General features: G+C 42.7%; 13 protein-coding genes and 1 riboswitch. Of the genes, 8 read left to right on the forward strand and 5 right to left on the reverse strand.

Annotated features, from left to right (window positions below):
• Nucleotides 1-11: 11 nt before the first annotated feature.
• Nucleotides 12-701 carry a response regulator transcription factor gene (locus BQ8005_RS06295; RefSeq protein WP_021847890.1) on the forward strand — a complete coding sequence of 230 codons (690 nt, stop codon included), beginning with the start codon at nt 12-14 and terminating at the stop codon, nt 699-701.
• On the forward strand, nt 676-2,466 hold the full coding sequence (locus BQ8005_RS06300; protein WP_075317464.1) for a sensor histidine kinase: 1,791 nt from the start codon (nt 676-678) through the stop codon (nt 2,464-2,466). Before BQ8005_RS06295 ends, BQ8005_RS06300 begins: the two co-directional genes overlap by 26 nt.
• 53 nt (nt 2,467-2,519) lie before the next feature.
• A riboswitch (cobalamin riboswitch) is annotated at nt 2,520-2,729 on the forward strand.
• A 185-nt stretch (nt 2,730-2,914) separates the two neighbouring features.
• On the opposite strand, the gene BQ8005_RS06305 is transcribed toward BQ8005_RS06300, so the two are convergent.
• The 4 genes from BQ8005_RS06305 to mutY all read right to left on the reverse strand — a co-directional run bounded on the left by BQ8005_RS06305 (nt 2,915) and on the right by mutY (nt 6,473).
• A complete protein-coding gene (locus BQ8005_RS06305) occupies nt 2,915-3,544 on the reverse strand; it encodes a 4'-phosphopantetheinyl transferase superfamily protein (RefSeq protein WP_075317465.1) in 630 nt (209 codons plus the stop codon).
• Complete coding sequence (locus BQ8005_RS06310; protein WP_075317466.1) at nt 3,544-4,896, reverse strand: gliding motility-associated protein GldE; 1,353 nt, start codon at nt 4,894-4,896, stop codon at nt 3,544-3,546. The genes BQ8005_RS06305 and BQ8005_RS06310 overlap by 1 nt, the downstream gene beginning before the upstream one ends.
• 23 nt (nt 4,897-4,919) lie before the next feature.
• A complete protein-coding gene (locus BQ8005_RS06315) occupies nt 4,920-5,363 on the reverse strand; it encodes a single-stranded DNA-binding protein (RefSeq protein ID WP_075317467.1) in 444 nt (147 codons plus the stop codon).
• 72 nt (nt 5,364-5,435) lie between these two features.
• A complete protein-coding gene (gene mutY, locus BQ8005_RS06320) occupies nt 5,436-6,473 on the reverse strand; it encodes an A/G-specific adenine glycosylase (protein ID WP_075317468.1) in 1,038 nt (345 codons plus the stop codon).
• Between the two features lie 219 nt (nt 6,474-6,692).
• Here mutY and BQ8005_RS06325 point away from each other — a divergent pair, with 219 nt between their 5' ends.
• The 6 genes from BQ8005_RS06325 to BQ8005_RS06350 all read left to right on the forward strand — a co-directional run bounded on the left by BQ8005_RS06325 (nt 6,693) and on the right by BQ8005_RS06350 (nt 19,102).
• Nucleotides 6,693-6,986 carry an HU family DNA-binding protein gene (locus BQ8005_RS06325; protein WP_262484403.1) on the forward strand — a complete coding sequence of 98 codons (294 nt, stop codon included), beginning with the start codon at nt 6,693-6,695 and terminating at the stop codon, nt 6,984-6,986.
• 306 nt (nt 6,987-7,292) lie between these two features.
• Nucleotides 7,293-8,867 (forward strand): Rne/Rng family ribonuclease, encoded by a 1,575-nt coding sequence (locus tag BQ8005_RS06330; RefSeq protein ID WP_075318997.1) that lies wholly within the window; start codon nt 7,293-7,295, stop codon nt 8,865-8,867.
• 627 nt (nt 8,868-9,494) lie between these two features.
• Nucleotides 9,495-12,689: a SusC/RagA family TonB-linked outer membrane protein gene (locus BQ8005_RS06335; RefSeq protein WP_234984008.1), complete on the forward strand. Its 3,195-nt coding sequence runs from the start codon at nt 9,495-9,497 to the stop codon at nt 12,687-12,689.
• Between the two features lie 21 nt (nt 12,690-12,710).
• Nucleotides 12,711-14,618: a RagB/SusD family nutrient uptake outer membrane protein gene (locus BQ8005_RS06340; RefSeq protein WP_075317470.1), complete on the forward strand. Its 1,908-nt coding sequence runs from the start codon at nt 12,711-12,713 to the stop codon at nt 14,616-14,618.
• 32 nt (nt 14,619-14,650) lie between these two features.
• On the forward strand, nt 14,651-16,021 hold the full coding sequence (locus tag BQ8005_RS06345; RefSeq protein ID WP_075317471.1) for a BT_3987 domain-containing protein: 1,371 nt from the start codon (nt 14,651-14,653) through the stop codon (nt 16,019-16,021).
• Between the two features lie 225 nt (nt 16,022-16,246).
• On the forward strand, nt 16,247-19,102 hold the full coding sequence (locus tag BQ8005_RS06350; protein ID WP_075317472.1) for a M60 family metallopeptidase: 2,856 nt from the start codon (nt 16,247-16,249) through the stop codon (nt 19,100-19,102).
• 177 nt (nt 19,103-19,279) lie between these two features.
• On the opposite strand, the gene BQ8005_RS06355 is transcribed toward BQ8005_RS06350, so the two are convergent.
• The gene (locus BQ8005_RS06355; RefSeq protein ID WP_075317473.1) at nt 19,280-20,839 is read right to left on the reverse strand and encodes a sulfatase; all 1,560 of its coding nucleotides are present in this window, start codon (nt 20,837-20,839) and stop codon (nt 19,280-19,282) included.
• Nucleotides 20,840-20,893 lie beyond the last annotated feature (54 nt).

A 20,893-nucleotide genomic window follows, 5' to 3' on the forward strand; every position in this document is an offset into this window, starting at 1 on the left:
TTGAAGAAGAGATGAACAACTATCGGATATTGGTCGTCGATGACGAAGAAGACTTGTGCGAGATTTTGAAGTTCAACCTCGAAAACGAAGGTTACGAAGTGGATACGGCAAACTCCGCAGAAGAAGCCCTACAAATGGACATCAGTCACTACAACTTACTCTTGTTGGATGTAATGATGGGTGAAATATCCGGCTTCAAAATGGCACGTATGCTAAAACAAGACAAAAAGACTGCCCAAATCCCCATCATCTTCATCACAGCTAAAGATACGGAAAACGATACAGTCACAGGATTCAATTTAGGAGCCGATGACTACATATCAAAACCCTTCTCACTACGTGAAGTAACAGCACGTGTCAAAGCCGTGTTACGCCGTACTAGTTCACAAGAAACGGAACGTATACCTGAACAGCTAGTATACAAATCACTGGTACTTGACATCGTCAAAAAGAAAGTATGTATTAACGGAGAAGAAGCTCCGTTAACTAAAAAGGAATTTGAAATCTTGCTCTTATTATTACAGAACAAAGGACGCGTATTCTCGCGTGAGGACATACTGAACAAGGTATGGAGCGACGAAGTATACGTGCTGGACCGTACCATCGACGTAAATATCACACGCCTGCGCAAGAAAATAGGTGATTATGGTAAATGTATTGTAACACGCCTGGGATATGGATACTGCTTCGAAGCCGAATAAAAATCGGCATTTTCTGTCATTCAGTCGGAAACTGTTCTTATCCGTCTTCCTGCTGTTCCTGCTATTTGCAGGAAGTGTTACCCTTTACCAATACCAGCGGGAAAAAGAATACAAAATAGAACTGCTCGACCTGCAATTGCAGGATTTCAATGAAGACCTTTACTTTCGACTGACAGAAACCCCTGACAGCCTATGGAATTCTGTGCTTAATAGCTACATACGTCAAAGCACAACCAAAGAATTGCGTGTCACCGTCATTAATCCACAAGGTGTTGTTTTGTATGACAGTTACGAACACAACATCAGTCCCAAAAATCATCAAGATAGGCCAGAAGTACAACAAGCACTGAAGCATAGAAAAGGCCATGACGTGCGACGCACTTCGGAAACTACAGGTGTACCTTATTTTTATTCAGCCACAGATTTCGGATCCTACATCATCCGTTCGGCACTGCCTTACGATATTGACCTAGTCAATCACCTGGCGGCTGATCGCCACTACCTGTGGTTCACATTGGCTGTCACTCTTGTGCTAATATTCATCTACTACCATTTTACCTCACGCTTGGGAACAGCCATCACCAAACTACGCCAGTTTGCCAAACGTGCCGATAAGAACGAGCCAATTGAAACAGACCTCCAATCAGCTTTTCCACATAACGAATTAGGTGAAATATCACAACATATCATTCAGATCTACCGCCGATTGCGTGAAACAAAGGAAGCACTCTACATTGAACGCGAAAAACTTATCACACACCTTCAGACATCCCGCGAAGGTTTAGGTGTATTTACCAAAGACAAAAAAGAAATATTGGTCAACAACTTGTTTATCCAATACAGCAACTTGATATCAGACTCCAACTTGGAAACAACTGAAAAGATCTTCTCTGTATGTGAATTTCAGAAAATTACCGACTTCATAGGTAAAGCTCACCGCAGTCCACTTGGGAAAGAAGAAAAAAGAATATCTCTCACCATTAATAAAAACGGACGCATTTTTATTGTAGAGTGTATCATATTCCAAGACCTAAGTTTCGAGATTTCCATTAATGATATCACACAAGAAGAGGAACAAATACGCTTAAAACGACAACTTACTCAAAACATTGCTCACGAACTAAAAACCCCTGTCAGCAGTATACAAGGCTATTTAGAAACCATCCTTAGCACCCAAGATCTTCCGCAAGAAAAAATGCAGACTTTTTTAGAACGATGCTACACCCAAAGCAACCGACTAACTCGCCTTCTACGAGACATTTCTGTACTGACACGCATGGACGAGGCAGCTAACCTCATCGACATGGAGAAAGTGGATGTCAGTCTACTAGTGGGAAACATCGTCAACGAAGTAGCGCTCGAATTGGAAGAAAAGGATATTACTGTTGTCAACTCTCTGAAGCCACACATCCTGCTCCGCGGCAACTATTCGCTGCTCTACTCCATCTTCCGTAATCTGATGGACAATGCCATCGCATACGCAGGTTCGCATATCCATGTTCACATCAGCTGTTTCCGCGAAGACGAAAACTTCTACTACTTCAGCTTTGCCGACACAGGAGTTGGAGTATCCCCCGAACATCTTAATCGGCTTTTCGAACGGTTCTACCGTGTAGACAAAGGACGTTCACGCAAATTGGGAGGTACTGGCCTTGGACTTGCCATCGTAAAAAATGCCGTACTGATTCATGGAGGAACTATCTCTGCAAAAAACAGTCAAGGTGGAGGCCTGGAATTTGTATTTACTCTAGCCAAAGAAAGATAATTGTAAACTATTCAAATTATTTCTTTAAACGACTATTTGATTCAAAAAAAACTCCTATCTTTGTATTGCATTGGTTCGCCTATTTCCCACTACAAGCAGAAAAGGTGATTAAAAGGGAATCGGGTGCAAATCCCGAACAGTCCCGCTGCTGTGAGTTTCACACAATTGTTATCAGCACGTACCATTTGCCACTGGAATCTTTTCCGGGAAGGCCGCTGATAATAGAAACAAGTCAGAAGACCTGCCATGCATATCTTTTTATCATTGCTTTCGAGGAAAAAGCGGTGAGTCTAATGAACACGGACTTTTCTGTCCTTTCATTTTATTCATCCAAACTGCTTCAAAGAAAGTAAACAAGTAAACTTCTGCCAAAGTTTATGAAATAATGTCCGGGCGAAGCGATTTCGAACGGACATTTGTTTTATATCTGCCAACTACTATCCAAAAACTAACAAATATAAGTTAGAACAAAATCTGCGAACAAACGATAATGTACCGAGAAATGACAACATTCAGCTGTTCGATATTCAACGAGTCCAAATGTCCCTTCAGAACAAACAGTAAACGGACATATATATAAATGCTCACGAAAATCCACACTATCAATATTCAGACATTTATAAACCGCTTCTTTGGCCGACCAATGTAAAAGCATCCCCCAAGTATCAGTACCTTCATAAGCTCCTGGCAACTCATCATCACGAACAAACTTATGAGCCACTTTACGCACACGTTCCCCATATTGTTCTATATCAATACCTACTTCTTTATTTATATCACCTAAAATAACAGCCACATACCCTTTAGTATGAGAAATACTTAAAGAAAACGATTTATCAGCCAAATAAGGTTTCCCACTATCTTGATATCGAATTTCTTTTTCCACTCCAAGTATTGTATAGAGCAAAACACGTACAGCGCACCATTCCAAACGCCGATGGGCAGAAGAAAACTTTTCGACTTCTTGTCTGTATTTTCTACTATCAGGAAGCAAAGAAAGCAATTCTTCCAATGTTTCTTCCAACTTCCATACCGCCCAATGGCAATCCTCCCCCTGATGTTGCAGAAATAATGCCACTACATATCCCCCTTAATTTCTATAGCCACCGGCTCCTTCACAGTAAATTTTACTTTCAGAATACGACGGGTATCTATCTCAAGTACTTCAAATTCATAGTTCTTATAAGAAACATGCTCATGTAAAACAGGGAACTCTCCTTTTAACTCAAGCAATAATCCTGCAACGGTATCAGCATCGCCCGCTACTTCTTCAAACTCAGCTTCGTCAATCTTCGTTATTCTATAAAAATCAGCCAATAAGGTCTTGGCCTCAAATATCCAAGTATGATCATTGAGCACGGTATATGTCCGTTCCTCATCATCATATTCATCATGTATCTCACCCACAATCTCTTCTATGATATCTTCCATCGTCACAATACCTGATGTTCCACCAAATTCATCTACGACAATAGCAATATGTATCTTATTGGCCTGGAAATCACGAAGCAAATCATCAATCATCTTTGTCTCAGGAACAAAATAAGCAGGACGAATAAGGGATTGCCAACGGAAATTATCACCTTTGTTCAGATGGGGTAACAAATCTTTTATGTATAAAATTCCCTTAATGTTGTCACGCGACTCTGCATAAACAGGTATGCGCGAATAAGCATTTTCTATAATGCATTTCAGCACATCCTTAAAAGGGGTCCGGATATCCAAATCTACGACATCCAATCTTGAGGTCATCACTTCTTTAGCAGTTTCTCCTCCAAAGCGAATAATCCCTTCCAAAATGTTACTTTCTTCTGATATTTCAGTTTTATCCGTTAATTCCAACGCATGAGACAATTCATCGACTGATATATTATGATTTTTATGCGAAACATGTTTGTTCAGAAAAGAGGAAGAACGCATCAACAACGATTCCATCGGATAGAACACTGAACGAAACATAGATATACCCGATGCCGCAAACCGACAAAAAGACAATGTCTTCTGAGCCGAATAAATTTTGGGCATGATTTCACCAAAAAGTAAAAGCAAGAAAGTTAATATGACGGTCAAAATCAAGAACTCTGCAATAGGCGAATGAAACTCGAAGACATTCATGAAAAAGAAATTGCAAAGCATGATTATTGTCACGTTCACAAAATTGTTCGTAATTAATATCGTAGCGAGCAGACGTTCGCTATCCGACAATAAATCACTGATTTTAGAATCAGATGGATGTTTGTGTTCAGCAATCGTATTCAAATCGGCTGGAGAGAGCGAAAAGAAAGCAATCTCAGAAGCCGAAGCAAATCCTGATACAAGTAAAAGAAGGCCAGCCAAAACAATGGCTACAATGGATGGCACGGTAGGTGCATGTACTGTTATTCCATTAAAAACATCTGCCAACTGGCATAAATAAGCGTCCGGGTCCAAAGAAGTAATTTTTAGTTAAACACTTAGAACGGCAAATCATCCGCTCCATTATCTTGCGCAGGCGCCACCTGCGATTGTATACTTTGCTGTTGTACATTCGGCTGAACTGTTGCTTGAGGAGCTACCCCAGCAGCCTTAGGAGAAAGCATCTCCATACTGTCCACAAAAATCTCGGTCACATAACGTTTCACGCCAGCCTGATCATCATACGAACGTGTACGGATTTTTCCTTCCAAGTAAAGTTTGTCGCCTTTGTGCACGTATTTCTCAGCCGTTTCAGCCAATCCTCGCCATAAAACGATGTTATGCCATTCTGTCCGTTCAGGAACTTGAGTTCCATTGGCCAAGGTATACGCCCTGTCAGACGTAGCTAAAGGAAAAGTAGCCACAGCTACCCCACTATCCAAGTATCTCACTTCTGGATCTTTCCCTACATTTCCAATCAGAATAACTTTATTGACTGACATAACTTTTTTCTTTTAAATTTGCTTGCCAAAAATAAACAGAATAATGTAACCGTGCAAATATCTGCAAAACTTTTACGCATATTTTTCCAAAAACTGATGGATGAGCTGCGGCACAGCATAGCGTTCCCATTCTCCTTGTTCAATGCGTATATAATCCGAAAAACCTTGAATATCAGCAGGAAAAATCATCTCATAAAAATCTGCATGAATAATCTGATGGGAAAGAACATGCTTAACCCCTATCTGCAACGGACGTACAACAGGTTTCACATTAGCGCCAAGCCCTTCCAGCTCTGGAGCAAGCAACAACTCATCTACAGATAGCTGATGATCAGCTTCTATCAATGGCAGCTCATATAAATTGCGCCAGATATCGTTACCCGTTCTCTTACGAAGAAGCATCTGTCCACCTATACATATATATATATAAGTAAAATAACGGTCGGTTGTTTTTGTCTTATGTTGCTTTACCGGCAAAAGATTGACTTTACCAGTAGCCAATGCTGAGCAACTATCTGCCAACGGACAAAACATGCAGGAAGGCGATTGAGGAGTACACTGTATGGCTCCAAAATCCATAATGGCTTGGTTATAAAGCGCCGCATGTTTTTCATCCAGCATTTCCTGCGCCAATGAAGCAAACAGCGTCTTCCCCTGAGTAGAATCAATCGGAGTTTCCACTCCAAAATAGCGGGAAAGCACCCTGTATACGTTACCATCCACCACCGCATAAGGCATATCGTAAGCAATGGAGCAAATGGCCGCAGCCGTATAGTCTCCTACCCCTTTAAGTGCACGGACACCTTCGTAAGTACGAGGAAAAACTCCATTCATACTACGGGCAGCAGCATGCAAATTTCGCGCACGCGAATAATATCCCAATCCTTGCCAGTATTTCATAACTTCATCTTCATCAGCCTCAGCCAAAGCGACCAGATCAGGGAAACGCTCTACGAATCGCTGAAAGTATTCATAACCTTGAGCTACCCGTGTCTGTTGCAGGATAATCTCTGAAATCCAGATGCGATAGGGATCTTTGGTTTCACGCCAAGGAAGTTCACGCTTGTGCTCAGCATACCAATCTAACAATATCCTTGAAAAAGCATTCATTCTTTCCTCTTAAAACAGTGTTTTCTCCACCGAAAAGCATCCTTTTATGACAACGAAGCCACAGGAAGCAGAAAAGGCGGCCGACAAATGTAGCGCTTTTCCGCCTAACAAAACTTAATCCCAAGACTTTTTTAGAAAAATGTCCGAAATATATTTTTCAGAGACGCGGAAAAGCTATATATTTGCAGTCCAAAAAATTAAGGAAACATTAGTAATAATATTTTTTTTAAGAAAAAAATGACTAAAGCTGATATTGTAAACGAAATCACCAAGAACACCGGGATTGATAAGACGACTGTACTTACAACCGTTGAGGCCTTCATGGATGCTGTCAAAGTATCTTTGGCCAAGGATGAGAATGTCTACCTTCGCGGATTCGGAAGTTTTATAGTGAAGAAAAGAGCACAGAAGACTGCTCGTAACATCTCTAAAAACACCACGATCATCATCCCCGAACACAATATTCCGGCATTTAAGCCTGCCAAGACATTCACACTAGCAGTGAAGAAATAATAAACAATAGTATTAACCCATAAAAATTTGAAGCTATGCCAAGCGGAAAGAAGAAAAAAAGACATAAAATGTCTACGCACAAGCGTAAAAAAAGACTAAGAAAGAACAGACATAAAAGCAAAAAGTAATTTTTAGTCTGAACGACAAAATAAAGAACAAACTTGCGAAACAAATGTCTCGCGAGTTTGTTCTTTGTTTAAATAAACATGAGATCTTACAAAGCACAGGTCAGAATGAGAAACAGCAAACCTTTCCTGCATCCTACCTGAAGTTTTGTATATTGTAAACTTTAAAAGCATTATTATTGTGACAAGCGAACTCGTTGTAGATGTACAGCCCAAAGAAGTGTCTATCGCCCTGCTTGAAGACAAGCAACTGGTAGAACTTCAAAGCGAAGGACGCAACATTTCCTTCTCCGTGGGCAACATGTATTTGGGCCGTGTCAGGAAATTGATGCCTGGCCTGAATGCCTGCTTCGTGGACGTAGGTTACGAGAAAGACGCTTTCCTTCATTATCAGGACCTGGGTCCTCAATTCAATTCTTTAGAGAAATACGTAAAGCAAACTTTAAGCGACCGAAAAAAACTCAACCCCATCACCAAAGCAACCCTACTTCCCGACCTTGAAAAAGAAGGCACCATTGCCAATACACTCAAGGTAGGACAAGAAGTCGTGGTGCAAATCGTCAAGGAGCCCATATCAACCAAAGGTCCGCGACTAACCTCCGAGCTATCCTTTGCCGGACGTTACCTCGTACTGATACCCTTTAACGACAAGGTCTCCGTATCCCAAAAAATAAAGTCAAGCGAAGAACGCGCACGCCTCAAGCAGTTGCTGATGAGCATTAAGCCCAAAAACTTCGGCGTCATCGTACGTACCGTAGCCGAAGGCAAACGCGTTGCCGAGCTGGACGGAGAGCTTAAAGTATTACTGAAACATTGGGAAGAAGCCATCATCAAAGTACAGAAGGCCACCAAATTTCCGACACTGATTTACGAAGAAACCAGTCGTGCCGTAGGCCTGTTGCGCGACTTGTTCAATCCTTCCTTCGAGAGCATCCACGTGAACAACGAGGCTGTCTATCATGAAATCAAGGATTACGTAACCCTTATAGCCCCTGAACGGGCAGGAATCGTGAAACTGTACAAAGGGCAACTCCCCATCTACGACAACTTTGCCATTACAAAACAGATTAAGGCATCCTTTGGTAAAACTGTATCTTATAAAAGCGGTGCATATCTCATCATTGAACATACAGAAGCCCTTCACGTGGTAGATGTAAACAGTGGCAACCGCACCAAAAATGCCAATGGACAAGAAGCTAATGCACTGGAAGTTAACTTAGGTGCAGCCGACGAACTTGCCCGCCAATTACGATTACGAGACATGGGAGGCATTATTGTTGTTGATTTCATAGACATGAACGAAGCCGAGAACCGGCAAAAGCTTTACGAACGCATGTGCCAAAACATGCAAAAGGACCGTGCACGCCACAACATTCTTCCACTCAGCAAATTCGGACTGATGCAGATTACCCGCCAGCGCGTGCGTCCTGCCATGGACGTTGATACGACAGAAACCTGCCCAACTTGTTTCGGCAAAGGCAAAATAAAATCGTCCATCCTATTCACAGATACTCTAGAGAACAAGATTGATTACTTAGCCAACAAATTGAAGGTAAAGAAATTCTCGTTGCACATCCACCCGTATGTAGCCGCTTACGTCAATCAAGGACTTGTATCCATGAAGCGTAAATGGCAAATGAAATACGGATTAGGCATCAAAGTGATCCCCGATCAAAAACTAGCATTTTTACAATATGTTTTCTACGACCCCCATGGTGAGGAGATAGACATGAAGGAAGAATTTGAAATCAAATAAATAGAAAAGGCGGCTGTCTCAATTTGGAGACAGCCGCCTTTTCTTAAAAACATTTTGTCCATAAAAAATGTCATCAATCGATCTGATCCTGTGAAACCAAGCCATCATTACAGCTCCCAAAAGTTCATAGTTATGAAACTCAAGTTAATGTTTAGACGGCTAAAGTTGATAGTTGCAGAGCTTATGTAGACCATGGCGAAAGTAGATTATAACAACTCTTCGTCTATATACTCACGACTAAGGAGTAGGACCTTCCTGTATAATGAATTTGCCATCTTTCTATGCGTTTCTCGGAGATTTATAAATCATGTCAAAAGACATATAATGCTTTTGAAAGCCTTAAGTCGGAATTAAGGAAAGCTAAAAAACGATTGATTTCAAATAATTACAAGAAAACAATGCATAAAACACCTTTTTTTTATTTTTTCTTAGAAAAAACTTGGTGCATCAAAAATAATTTCCGATATTGCAGCACATTAGTTAACCATATAAAAAAAAGTCCTAAGCATGAGAAAAATAACGCCTTAAAAACCCCCTTTACTAGGGAAGTATCTCTTTTTATATTACAAAGAGATTCACATTCAAAATCAATCACTAAAGTTTAACATTAAAATCAACAATGTGCAAATGAATCCATTTTTTTGCAGAAAAGAGCAATGCATAAAATGTATTGCCCTATCATTGCTATTATCTCCAAGTACACTTTTCGCACTTCCGGAAAATGGAATAGGCAGAAGCGAAACAGTCACAACAATTCTGCAACAGCAAAAACAAACAATTACAGGTACCATTCTTACCGGTGACACCAATGAACCCGCCATTGGTGCTACTGTTTATTTAAGAAACAGTACAACAGGAACAGTGACTGACGTCAACGGTAAATACTCTATTACCGTGGAAGGTATAGGTGGAGTATTGGAGTTCTCTTACATCGGCTATAAAAAACAAGAAGTAGCTGTAACAGGACAAAAAACGATTGATATTGTACTACAACCGGACACTGAAGTTCTTGAAGAAGTTGTTGTAGTAGGTTATGGAAGCCAAAAGAAAGAAAGCGTAGTCGGCGCCATCTCGACATTGGACGTTACCAAACTAACCGTTCCTGGTTCGTCCATTTCAAATGCATTAGCCGGTCAGCTATCAGGTATTGTTGCCATGAGCCGTTCTGGTGAACCAGGTAAAAACAGCGCGGCAGATTTCTACATCCGAGGCGTATCCTCCTTCAAAGGTACATCAACTCCTCTAGTACTGGTCGATGGTATCGAACGCGATTTGGATTTGGTAGATACAGACGACATCGCCTCTTTCTCCATTCTGAAAGACGCATCCGCCTCTGCAGTATATGGTGTACGAGGTGCCAACGGTGTAATCCTTATTACGACCAAAAAGGGTTCTGTTGGAAAGCCACAAGTCAATGTACGTACAGAGTTCGGTTTTACTCAGCCAACCAAACGACCACAAATGTTAGGTTCAGCAGAATGGGCCGAATTATACAACGAAGCATATGGTAGCCAATTCTATTCACCTGAAGACATCGAAAAATACAGGACAAACGCAGACCCAGACCTCTATCCTAACGTCGATTGGTTTGATGCCCTATTTGATGATATGGCAGCTAATCAACGTGTCAATTTGAATATCACAGGCGGTAGTGACATTGTCAAGTATTACGTATCCGGTGCTTTTTATAATGAAAGCTCCATTTATAAGAATGCAGGCAACATTTATGGCTACAATCCGTCCATCCGCTACAACAAATTCAATTTTAGAGCCAATGTCGATTTGAACCTTACCAAAAGTACGGTCGTAAACTTCAATTTGGCCAACATTTATGAAAAATCATTTGGCCCTGGATTTGGTGATACAGACGCTGACATCTGGTCCTATACATTCATGGCTTCTCCGAACGCTTTCCCTGTACAATATTCCGATGGAACATTGTCCGGTCCTTCCACAGACTCCGGTTATAATCCATGGAACATGCTGGCACATTCAGGGTATCGTGAACAATTTTGGAACTCCGCCCAATCACTGATTGGTGTAACTCAAGATATCGGAGCACTTTGGGAACCGTTAAAAGGTCTGAGTGCCAACATTAAATTCTCTTGGGACGCATGGAACACGACATTGCAACGCCGTGACAAAATTGAAAGTTTCTATCATGCACGCAGTCGTGCCGAAGATGGAAGTTTGATCTATGATGACAATAATGGTGACGGTATTTGGGATCCAGTACATACAGGAAGTAGTTCTTTAGGATTCCGTATCGGACGTAGTGGTACTATGACCCGTTATCTGGAAGGATCTTTAACCTACAATCGGGTTTTCAATGATATCCACCGTGTTGGAGCCTTATTGTTGTACAACCAAAAAATTCACACCAATACCCAAGCCGGCAGTGGAGATGATGCATTACCCTACAAAAACCAAGGTTTGGCAGGACGTGCAACTTATGCCTTCAAAGACACTTATTTTGCAGAAGTGAACTTGGGATACAATGGTTCTGAGAACTTTGCACGTGGACACCGTTTTGGTTTCTTCCCTGCTGTAGCTATCGGCTGGATGATGTCCAATGAAAAATGGTTCCAGCCAGCAACCAAAGTCATTGACATGCTGAAATTAAAAGCATCCTACGGTAAAGTAGGTAACGATGATATCGGTGGACAAAGAAGATGGGTATATGAATCAACTATCGTAAACAGTGGTAATTGGTATTATGGTAGTACTGGAAATCAAGGTGGAACCGGCATTCGTATTGGAGAAGTCGAGAATCTTAATGCATCATGGGAAGAAGCTCTAAAAATAAATGCAGGTATCGAATTTTCGTTATTCAACAAAATACGAGTACAAGCTGATTATTTCCGTGAAGAACGTAGCGGTATCTTCCTACAACGTGCTGGACTTCCTGCCATTGTCGGTGTTTCTACCATTCCGTACGTAAATATCGGTGAAACTCTAAATCAGGGTTTTGATGCTACGGTAGAATATACCCATCAAGTAAACAAAGACTTAATGTTGACCGCACGAGGCAATTTCACTTTCAATAGAAACGAATTACTAAACAATGATGAACCCGACTGGGAATATAAATATCAAAACAAGATTGGAAAACCCTTCGGTAGCGGTGGCTCTTTGCAACCATTCGGTCTAGTTGCAATTGGTTTATTTGAAAGCCAGGAAGAAATTGATAACAGTCCTGTACAAAATTTTGGCAAATATCGCGTAGGTGACATCAAATATCAAGATATCAACGGTGATGGTCAAATTGACTCACAAGACCAGATAGCAATCGGTTACACCAATCTGCCAGAAATCACCTATGGTTTTGGCGGCACGGCACAATACAAAAATTGGGACTTCAACATCTTCTTCCAAGGAGTAGCACGTACAAGCTTCTTCTTGAACGGCTCATCCATCCGTACACCTTTCTCATCTGGAAATATGGAGCGTGCAGCCATTAACGAAGATATATATGGTAACGTATGGATGTCCACCAACACTCCCGAACAAAATGCCAATGTTACCTATCCACGTCTGAGCATGGGTAGTGGTGGAGCAGGTGCTTCCAACAATAGCCAAGCATCCACATGGTGGCTACGAGACGGTTCATTCCTTCGCTTGAAGAGCGTAGAGATCGGATACTCATTGCCAAAATCTCTGTTGCAAAAGAGCTTTATCAAGAGTCTAAGATTCTATGCTGCTGGCAATAACCTCTTACAATTCAGTCCATTCAAATTATGGGATCCAGAGAAAGGCTCAACAGACGGCTCTGGTTATCCGCTCAATCGAATGTTCTCTATTGGATTTAACGCTAATTTCTAAACCTTGTTAACAAAAAAACTTATGAAGATTAAATTTAAATCATTCTATATGCTATGCTTCGCAGCAAGTACCTTAACATTTACTTCATGCGAAGACTTTCTGGACAGACAAGAAGATGAGAAACTCACCTTCGAAAAAATCTGGGAAAACCGAAATACGACCAAACAGTATTGGTTAAATGCCATGTCATTTCTACCCAATTATAATGGTGGATTTATCGGAGACAATGAACCCTACCTCGGAGCATCAGATGAATGTACCATCGCTTACGACCGACAATACCGATATATCAATTTTGGCTCATGGAACGCATCAACGGTCCCCTATTATGTTATGGACAAATATTATAAGGGAATCCGCGAATGTAATATTTTAATGCAGAATGTTTATACTTGTAGTGACCCGCTGGTTACACAAAGAGACCTTGACCTATATTATTGGCAAGCCCGCTTTGCGCGCGCCTATTACTATTTTCTGATGATGTGCGATTATGGTCCGGTATTCCTGTTAGGAGATGAATTACTTGACTTTTCAGCCTCTACAGAGTCCCTTTACCGTCCACGCAACACATGGGAACAATGTGTAGACTACGTTGTCAGCGAAATGACAGAATGTGCCAATAGCAACGCAATCCAATCTTCCTACGAGGAATTGGAATATGGATTAGCAACCAAAGGAACTTGCCAAGCCGTTATTTCAAGACTGCTATTATACTCAGCACGTGACTTATTCAACGGCAACACACTTTATCGCAACATAAAAAACCCTACAACCAGTGAATTTCCCGACCTGTCTGATGCAGAATTGTTTCCCCAGCAATACGACGCCAGCAAATGGCTGAAAGCTGCAGAAGCTGCCAAAGTATTGTTGGATAATTCACAATACAAGTTGTATCGTGCGGGCAACGGCAATCCTTATGAAGATTACGTCGGCATCACCAATGTAAACTGGAACAGCGAACTCATCTGGACAGATCGCTACAATAACCGCTACAGTTGGGGAGTAGGTACTGTACCAACAGGTGTAGCAGGTACTGCCTATGGTGCAGTAGGCCCGACACAACAACTGGTCGATGCCTATGCCATGAGCAGCGGCCGTTACCCGATTACAGGATACGAAGCCGATGGAACCCCCATCGTGGACGCCCAGTCCGGGTATGACGCCGATACAGAACTGCAACTTAGCACCTGGGAATATCCGGCTGAAGGTTGGAGCAAATTCAAGAACTACGATCTGGAAGCGCCCAACATGTATAAAGACCGGGAGCCGCGCTTCTATGTCACGGTATTCTTTAGCGGTAACTACTGGCTTCATAACACACAATCAACCATGATTTCTTTTGCCAAAGGAGCCAACAGCAACAAGAGCCACGACTATCCGAAATCCGGCTACCTGCTCAACCGTTTCTACGACCATCGTTTGAGTTCGGCCGCAGGCAATTGGGGTAACATTACTTTCCCCGTGTTCCGTTTGGGCGAAATATACTTGAACTTCATCGAATCTGTTTTGGAATGTAAAAAACGAGGTGTTGCCCTTCCTGGAGGATATGAAGAACTTGCAATGGAAAAGTGGGCAGACTTGCGTAACCGTGCCGGCCTGGAACCTATCACGGACGTATACTCCAACGCGACCACAGAAGAGCTGATCGAACTCTGCCGCAAGGAACGCCGCGTCGAACTGGCCTTTGAGCGCCATCGCTACTATGACACTCGTACTTGGATGATTGCCAAAGAAACCGATGGCGGTCCTATGTATGGCATGAATACAGAGTGCCCCATTGGTAGCAATGCGGCGAATGTTACCCCCGCCGATTTCTGGCAACGTACTGTTTTCGAAACACGCGTATTTGAAGACAACCATTATCTGTATCCATTCTCTCAACGCGAAATAGACCGTAACCGACTGTTAAGACAAAACTACGGTTGGTAATATTGATACTAACAATCAAACAACGAATTCATATGAAAAAAAACATATTATTTGCGATTCTTGCCACCAGCTGTTTATTGACACATACTGCATGCGAAGATGGCAAAGACGAATACTTATCGGATTTCAGCACTATTCTTTATTTCAGAAATAGTGGAGAATTACCGTTAACAGTTTATAAAACTGGAGAAAATACAGACTACCAGCTTATTGTTAACAAGTCTGGTTCCACTTTAGGAGCAACAGCATCTATTGATGTCGGAATCATGAGTGATGCAAGCCTTGCTGCATATAATGCTGCAGAAGGCGTAAACTATAAAGCATTACCAGGAACATGTTACACTTTCAGCAATGAAACTATAGAATTTGGAGCAGCAGATTTATATAAAACAGTAAATGTTTCATTGATAGCCGAACAAATTGAACAAAATAGTGGAACAGATGCAACAACCTACGTCATTCCATTTGAACTGTATAATGGCTCTGACTCCATTAATGCAGAAAAACGTTATGCATTTATTATACCCAGCGTTCAAACCCTCACTGTAGGTTTCGAGAACAGTGGCTTCATCTCCACAGACGACATTACAGGCAGTGAAGGGACAACAACGATCACACAATCCATCCTAATGCCCATTGTAAGTCAATGGGATTTGGATTGTCAGGTTACAGTAGATGAAGGAATTCTGGACGAATATAACACTGCAAACAAGAAAAACTTAAAAATGGCTGCAGAAGATTCATATACAATAGAAATAACGCCCTTCCAAAATGGTTCTAACCATGCAACTGTAACGATAACTTTAGATAAGTCCAAATTAATATGGGGACAACAAGCCATACCATTGAAGATTTCTGGAACATCTAATCCCAATTTTGCAGTCGACGAGGCCAAATCGAGTTGCATCGTAGGTATTAACTATACAATTCCAAGAAGTGAATTGACCCAAATACCACTTTCCCTCGATATGCTATCTTCGAATGCTACAGTAAACGGAGATGGAACCGGGTTAGCTGGATTGTTCGATGGTAGAGGAAGCGGTCTCCATTGGCATTCTAACTATAGTGGCTCAGCGATTGATGCCGTATATGGACATTACATTGATTTCAAATTGTCCAACCCAATCAATCATTTTGCATATAATTTCTGGACACGATTTGAGAATGCGAATGGTGCACCCACCAAAACAATAATCTATGCAGGAAATGATGGTAATACTTGGAAAGAAATAGGAGAGGTTGCAAACTCATTTACAACCGGTAATGAGGAATATGATTCAAATGTGTTCTCTTCAAGTGAATCTTTTACTTATATACGTTTTTCTGTAACTGAAAGTAATGCAGGAAATGTATGCACAGGACAATTCTGGAACTGTGGCGAAATGCAGATTTTTGGTAAATAATAATCTTCTAACCTTTGAGGGACAGAAATTGGGACTGTCCCTCACATTTACTCTATATATTTGATTTACTAAAAATGGATGAAGGAGGGAAATTTCATTATCTATTTTTCTCTCCTTCTTTCTGTATAAAAATAGAATATCCCACTTTTTTTATATCTTTGCCACACATCTCAAACATAAGCAACTGCATTTTTATTATCAACCCTTAACCCCATAAAAAAAACTATGAGAGTCCTATCCTTTTTGACCATATGTCTATGTACAGTTTTATGGTTCATTTCATGCAGTGATGAAAAAAACGATTCCCCAAGTACTCCACAATTTTCTATTGAGGAACAGTATCTACAACAAGATTTTGAACAGAGTGCAACCTCTGTAGTCATTCCTGTCAAAACTAATTTAGAAACATCCCAATGGAGTGTCAAATCAGACCAATCATGGTGTCTAGTTGATCAAGAACACTCCTCCTCACAAGCTTCCGGAATTCTGATTAGCATACAAGCCAGTGAAGAACCCGACATTCGAACAGCTACCATAACAGTAAACTCCAGCGTCGAAAATTACAATATTCAAGTACGACAATTAGGTTATGGCCCTGCAATATTATTAAAACAAGAAGCAAAAAATATATCTGCAGAAGGAGGTCCATTAACTATTACCGTCACATCCAACATCGAATATACAACAACCCTTTCCGAAAAATGCGACTGGATACATGATGCGCCGGGAACTCGTGCATTAACAGATAAAGATTACAATTACACAGTGGACGCCAACTCTTTATATGAAGAACGCAGCGCCACTTTCACCTATACAGGGATAAAATATACAGATATAGTAACTACTTGCACTATAACCCAAGAGGCTAAAAGTGCCGGTGTAGATGACGTTGTCGTAGAAGGCGACATTAAAATAATACCTACCAGCGGTAAAGCCAGTGAAAATCAGCCGGGACAAGATATTGAAAACAGTTTCGACGGGAAGTTCAGCCCCCAAGGAGAACCCTACCATTCCATTTGGAACCAACAGGCAGCCTTTCCCGTTACTCTGGAATATTTCTTTGACCAAAAGCCAGACCTTGATTACCTCATCTATTACACAAGAAGCGGAAACGGTAATTTTGGAGAAGTTGATATTTATACGGCTACCGAAAGCGAACCCGAATATAAATTGATGGGAAGTTATGACTTCAAAATGCAAAATGCAGCAAGCCGAGTTGATTTCAAGAATACACTTTCCAAAGTAACTAAAATCAAATTCAGTGTCAAATCCGGTTTAGGAGGATTTGTCAGCTGTGATGAAATGGAATTCTACCAGAAGAACACAGATAAGACTCTCGACAAACAACTGTTGACCGTATTTACCGACATCACCTGTACTGAACTGAAGTCCGATGTAACAGATGAACAAATCAATGCTCTACCTGGATACTTCATCAAACTTGCCACCATGCTGCGCAGCAATACGTATGATCCGTGGGAAAAAGAATTCCGCATCCAGTCTTACCAGCCCTATAGCAATGTAGAGGAATGGGCTAAGACACTGATGACCAAACGCTACAGCAATTTGGACAATCCAACCGGTATTTATGTAGAACCTGGTGACTCATTAATAATTCTTGTTGGCGACACATACGGTAACTCGTTGTCCATCCAAAATATTGGCGAAGAACAAGCCAGCGACGGGACCAATACCTACGTACAAACAGCTGCCAGCGGTGAGACACGTTTCTTACAAGAAGGCGTAAACAAGGTAGGGTTTACTAAGAAAGGCATGCTTTTCCTGATGTATACAGCTAATCTGCTTGACCCCAATGCTAAACCTATCACCGTCCACATCACTCCTGGCAGCGGTAAGGTAAGTGGTTTCTTCGATTTGAAAACTCACAAAACGAATGAAAAATATCAGGAACTGATTGGAAAAGCCAATTACAAATACTTCTGCGTTCGTGGCGAACGTATCATGTTCTACTTCCACCGCGAGCAGATGAAACAGGCTGTGCCGAGTGATATTTTGTCAGCCATCAATTTATGGGACGACATTATTAGTTGGCAACAGGAGCTGATGGGCATCGAGGATGTACGCCCTTCACAGGTCAACAATCATCTGTTTGCTATTTCGCCTGAAGGTAGCTATATGTGGGCTTCAGACTACCGCATCGGTTTTGTCTACACATATCTGAACAACATTTTGCTGAAAGAAAACGTCATGGCAGCCAAGGACAATGCTTGGGGACCAGCACATGAAATCGGCCATATCCACCAAGCTGCCATCAACTGGCCCGGCAGCACCGAGTCGTCCAACAACCTGTTCTCCAACTACATCCTCTACAAGCTGGGTAAATATTGCTCTCGCGGTAGCGAACTGAGCGACCTAGCCGACTCACGCTTCGAGCGTAAACAAGCATGGCACAACATGGGTGACGCTACTCATCAGGGTGAAGATACCGAAATACACATGCGTATGAACTGGCAATTGTGGAACTACTACCACCGTTGCGGCTATAAACCAGATTTCTGGCAAACTCTGTTCAAACTGTTGCGCGAGAACCGTATCGTAGAAAATAACCCGGGCGAAGGACAGCTGAAGTTTGCCATGATGGCCAGCAAAGCGGCTAACGAAAACCTGACCGAATTCTTCGATTTATGGGGATTCTTTGAACCGGTAAATGAAACAATTGAACAGTATGGCACTTGGAACTACGTAGTGACCGAGCAGATGATTCAGGAAGCCAAGGCTTTCATGGCACAATTCCCAGCTCCCAAACACGCTTTCCAATATCTGGAGGATCGCAAACAGGGAGATGAAGGACTGGATATCGTTGCTCCAGACACTGGCTACTATACTCAGTTCCAGGACAACGTAAAGATTACCAAGACTATCAGCTACAGTCGCTCAGGACAGCAAATCAGCATCACCGACGGAGATGAAGCTGTAGCCTTTGAAGTAAGGAAAGACAATAAGCTACTCTACTTCTCTAATGCCTTCCACTTTACTGTACCTTCATCCATATCGTTAGAAGGAGCAGGTATCTATGCGGTACAAGCCGATGGAAAACGAATAGAATGCAAGGCTCAATAAGTCTTCCACAATAACAAAAAAAGTCTGCCAACCTGTCACGATAAGTAAAAGACTATCAGATAGACAGATTGGCAGACTTCTTTTATAAGATATATTCAAGAAGATATTTTATAAACTCCCGATTTTTCTCTGACTGGAGAAAAAATTTTTCCCAGTCAGAGAAAAATAATGCTCCAACTATACTTCATCCGGCCAGGGGCAAGGCTTGCCCGTGCTCTTGAACGTAGGACGCTGGGCATCGACCTTGCGCAGATACTGCCCCAGTTCCTTGGACAAGCGGCGTACGATGTCGGGATGCTCGGCTGCCACGTCGTGCTTCTCGCCGATGTCTTCGGGAATGTTGAACAACTCCTTCTTGCCGGTCTCGTAGTAATATACCAGCTTCCACTCGTCCTTGCGGATGGCACAGTCGAGGTTGATGCCCGGTCCGTCATTGCCCCAGATGTTGGGGAAGTTCCACACCAGCGCACGGCCTTTCGAGGGGTCGCCCGTACCTTTTAGCAGCGGCATGAAGCTGACGCCGTCCAGCGGAGCTACCGTCTTGTAATCTTTCACACCGGCCATCTCGAGCAGCGTCGGATAGAAATCCTCAATCATCAGATACTTGTCGCAACGCGTGTCGGGGTTCACTACACCCGGCCAGCTCACAATCATCGGCTCGCGGATGCCGCCCTCGTAGAGCGAACCCTTGCCGCTGCGCAGAGGCGCATTCTGCGTATGCACTTCGCCGTCGCGCCACTCGGGCTCGGCAGCCAATCCGCCGTTGTCGCTCATGAAGATGACGATGGTGTTGTCGGCCTCACCGTTCTTTTCCAACCAGTCCATCAAGTCACCCAGACTCTTGTCCATACCCTCGATAAGCGAAGCATAGGCAGCCTCCTTATCGCTCATCCCCTTGCGCACATACTTCGGGAAAAAGCGCATGTCCTTGTCGATAGGCACATGGATGGCATAATGAGCCATATACAAGTAGAAAGGCTGGTTGTACTTCTTGGCCTTGTCCAGCGCCTTGATAGCCTCGCGCGTCAAGGCTTCGGTAGCAAAGACACCTGTCCCCCAATAATTCTCCAGTCCGGGAATGGACATTAGCGAGTAAGCCTTACCGTCGCGCGTGTGACCGTAGTTCCGCTCACTCAGATAGGTAGCCAGACCACCGGCCGCATGGCCAGCAATATTCACTTCAAAGCCCCAGTGAGTAGGATTCTCTCCCGGCGTATCGAGAGAGCCCCAATGGGCCTTGCCGCAATGGATGGTGTGATACCCGCTCTGGCGGAGCAGTTCGACGAACGAAGTGCCCACATAGGTATTGTTCGTACCCTCTACCTGACTGACACCATTATAGTTCCAGTCGGGCAGCTCTACCGTCGCGCTCTGGCGGTCGGTCTGCTTGTCGCGCTCCAGCGTCCAGTTGGTCACCCGATGGCGGGCGTTGTTGGCTCCCGTAATGAGGCTGCACCGGGTGGCCGAACTGATGTTGCAGGCATACGCCTGGGTGAACATCATGCCCTGCTTGGCCAGCCGTTCCATATTGGGTGTCTCGTAGGCCTCATTATAAGGAGTCTTCTGTGTCCAAAAAGGCAGCGAGGTATCCTGCCATCCCATGTCGTCCACCATGAACAGGATGATGTTCGGGCGTTTCTGCTCCTCGGCAGACGGTTGCTTCTTCGTCGCTCCCCATCCGTCAGTCATGGGTACCAACGGCGTCAGAGACAATGCGGTAAACAAATATTTATTCATAAATCAGAGAGTTTAGATAATGGGGTTAGTAGAATATGAAAGTTAAAGTCAGAG

This window comes from Bacteroides togonis, from assembly GCF_900130135.1.
In the GTDB taxonomy this organism is placed as follows: Bacteria; Bacteroidota; Bacteroidia; order Bacteroidales; family Bacteroidaceae; genus Bacteroides; species Bacteroides pullorum.